The sequence below is a fragment of the Vibrio sp. 10N.247.310.23 genome (assembly GCF_041467155.1).
GTDB classification, from domain to species: Bacteria; Pseudomonadota; Gammaproteobacteria; order Enterobacterales; family Vibrionaceae; genus Vibrio; species Vibrio crassostreae_C.
In genome coordinates, this window is sequence record NZ_JBFSTZ010000093.1 from 1 (window position 1) to 1,390 (window position 1,390).

Here is a 1,390-nt window from a genome sequence, read left to right on the forward strand (position 1 = left end):
CATAGACAGAACCTTAAGCACTAAGCTCAGCGTAAATTCCGTCTAACGTAATGTTTTCTTTAGACTTCCTCTGCGCGGACTTTTGAGCGTTCCTTGATATATAACTGGTAGCCCATTCGATTTTATTGCTGATTTCTGACCATGCGCCGTGACTGATACATTCAAATATTGGTAACAGCCAGACATCCACATTTTTTGCCGCTTTAAACAATGAGACCGATGGCATTATCTGAAGCGCAATACTACGCCTAATGATCAGCGCAAGTAAACTGGCCCAGATGAGCCCATCAACGATGGCCTTTTGTGCGGTGACAAATCGTTGCCAGTTGGTGTGAGACTTTAACTCTTTAAAAAGCAGTTCCACCTGCCATCGACAGCGGTAGATCGCCATGATGTCATCGGCAGTAAAGGTGTCTGAAGGTAAGTTAGTTATCCAAATGCAGAATCGTTTTTCTTCAGCAAACCATCGTCGCACGACTCTAAACTCTTGTTTACCTCGACGGACTTTTAGGTCAAGGACCTGCGAACGGTTGGTACCTCGAGTAATGTCTTTCAGCTTCTTCCCTTCTAGCTTAGGCAGCAGTCGCCCCTTGCCGTTCCTTGCCTCAATAATCATAGGGTTCAGAGACTTAGCACCTCGGACAATATAGAATCCGCCATGCTGTTCAAGCTCTCGAAAGAAGTGGAAATCAGGATACCCTGCGTCAGCTAACAGCAATTTGTTGTTCATCGTTTTGGGCTCAGGTAAAAAATCTCTTTCTGATGCCGTATCAGCGCTGATGTTCATCGCGACTGGAGAAAAGCTTTTCAACGACATTGTCATATGACATTCAACCGCTGCAGGGTTACGTTTAAATCGACTCGGATAAACATCCGCCAGGTCACGATGGATGTGGAAAGAGCTGCCATCTTGAAGCAGTACATCATCAAAGGTGTCGAGCTTATTTGGTAGACCGACATTCTGCTGGCGAGCAAATTGAGCTATTGCTCGCATAACAAGTTGCCGCATGAAATTAGGAAACTCATTTTTCCTCAACTGGTTATGGTAAGGCTTGTATGCCACGGCACCTTCAGGGCTCAAGCACATCCCATTGAATTGTCGCAGTAAATCCGCAATGGAAGTGCAGTTTCCTTTGCTTAACGCGGCCACTAAGCTAATGACTAGCTGCTCGGGTAATATCGCCCGACACCGTTTCATCAGGCCTGTACTTTTCGCCATTTTTTGGAGGGTGTCAGCATTAAAGAATTGCTTAAATTGCTTCTGTAAGGAGATAATCGTCATCGGCTTCACTATTGATGTAGGTAGTTTGTTTGGCGACGATTATCTGATCATAAATGAAGCCTTTTTTCTATCTAAATAAACAAGTTAGCTCTTAAGATCCTGTCTATG

At 44.6% G+C, this 1,390-nt stretch carries 1 protein-coding gene; it reads right to left on the reverse strand.

Annotated elements, in window-relative coordinates; all coding sequences use genetic code 11:
• Window positions 1-13: 13 nt before the first annotated feature.
• Window positions 14-1,282 carry an IS4 family transposase gene (locus tag AB6D93_RS24020; protein ID WP_017068666.1) on the reverse strand — a complete coding sequence of 423 codons (1,269 nt, stop codon included), beginning with the start codon at window positions 1,280-1,282 and terminating at the stop codon, window positions 14-16.
• Between the last annotated feature and the right edge of the window lie 108 nt (window positions 1,283-1,390).